Source organism: Streptomyces sp. 13-12-16 (assembly GCF_002114215.1).
In the GTDB taxonomy this organism is placed as follows: Bacteria; Actinomycetota; Actinomycetes; order Streptomycetales; family Streptomycetaceae; genus Streptomyces.
This window is the reverse complement of sequence record NZ_NCTE01001225.1, coordinates 1-1,265: the sequence shown is the minus strand read 5'-3', so window position 1 is coordinate 1,265 and position 1,265 is coordinate 1. Positions and strand designations below refer to the sequence as shown.

Genomic DNA, 1,265 nt, shown 5'->3' with positions numbered 1-1,265 from the left:
CCTGCCGCAACGCCCGCCGGCAGGGCGCCTCGCTGGCGGAGACCAGCCGGCAGGTGGAGCAGACCCTGATCGAGCAGTTCAGCACCAGCCGCTACATCACCGGCATCCTCGCCAGCCTGGACATGGATACGGGCCGGCTGACGTGGATCAACCGCGGCCACCACCTGCCGATCCTGATCCGCGGCAACCGCTGGGTCACCGAACTGGCCTGCCCCCCGGCCGGCCCCATGGGTGCCGACCTCGGCCTGCCGGTCACCATGGCCACCGACCGGCTCGAACCCGGGGACCGCCTGCTGCTCTACACCGACGGCATCGTCGAAGCCCGCGACAGGTACGGAACGGAGTTCGGCCGGGACCGGTTCGTCGACTTCATCCTGCGCCACCACTCCGGCCGGCACACCCTGCACGAGACCCTGCGCCGGCTGATGGCCGCCGTCATGAAACACCACGACGGCAAGCTCGACGACGACGCCACCGTCCTGCTCACCGAGTGGCGCGGCGGCCACCAGCAGGAGCTGACGCCGTGAACCGCGGCCCATGTGGAAAGAAGCGGCCATGAGCACCGACCAGCCCGCCCCCGACGACCAGTGGGACGCCCTGCGGGTGCACGCCCGCCCCCTGGACGCCGGCCGACACCTCGTCACGGTCGAAGGCGCCCTGGATCTGCACACCGCCTCGCAACTCGCCGACGTCCTGCAACCGCTGCTGCTCACCGGCGGCCAGAGCGTGCTGGTGGACCTGTCCGGTGTCGCCTTTCTGGATTCCACCGGGCTCACCTGCCTGATCACGGCCTACCGCACGGCCAGGAGCACCGGCGCCCGGCTGGCGCTGATCGCACCCGGCGAACGCGTACGCCGCATGCTGGCGCTGACCGGGACCGACCGGGTACTGCACAGCTACGCCACCGTGGACTCCGTCCCCGACTGACCGCCCGCCCGGCACCGCCGGCAGTCGCTGTCCCGGCAGGAGACCGCAGCGGGCCCGCACCCGGAGAGCGGCCTGGGCGGCGTGAGGATGCGGTGGGGGCTGGGCCTGCTTTCACCCCTGTCCCTGGCTGGAGCGGTGGGGAGGAAGGGGCGAGGGCACGGGAGGGACGGCGCGGCCGGGCCACCCGCGCACGACGACGATCTACGCGCCATGGCCTACCGGCCGATGGGTCCGGCCCGCGACCCGGCCGGCGGCCTCGTCCGGACGCCGTGCGCCGGGCGCAACGGCATGGCCGCGGGCACGGCGACGAGGAGGGTGACGCGGGGTGGGCCGGCGGC

The 1,265-nt window shown here is 73.4% G+C and carries 2 protein-coding genes; both read left to right on the top strand.

Translation table 11 applies throughout. The features are described 5' to 3' along the window. Positions 1 to 527 (top strand): PP2C family protein-serine/threonine phosphatase (locus tag B7767_RS38080; RefSeq protein ID WP_143652881.1); only part of this gene is annotated, 527 nt, incomplete at its 5' end. Positions 528 to 555: 28 nt separating this feature from the next. After that, on the top strand, positions 556 to 927 hold the full coding sequence (locus B7767_RS38075) for an STAS domain-containing protein (RefSeq protein ID WP_085575971.1): 372 nt from the start codon (positions 556 to 558) through the stop codon (positions 925 to 927). Positions 928 to 1,265: the final 338 nt, after the last annotated feature.

Coding starts and splice junctions, on each gene's coding strand:
- B7767_RS38075 (WP_085575971.1), top strand. CDS start 556: ATGAGCACCGACCAGCCCGCCCCCGACGACCAGTGGGACGCCCTGCGG.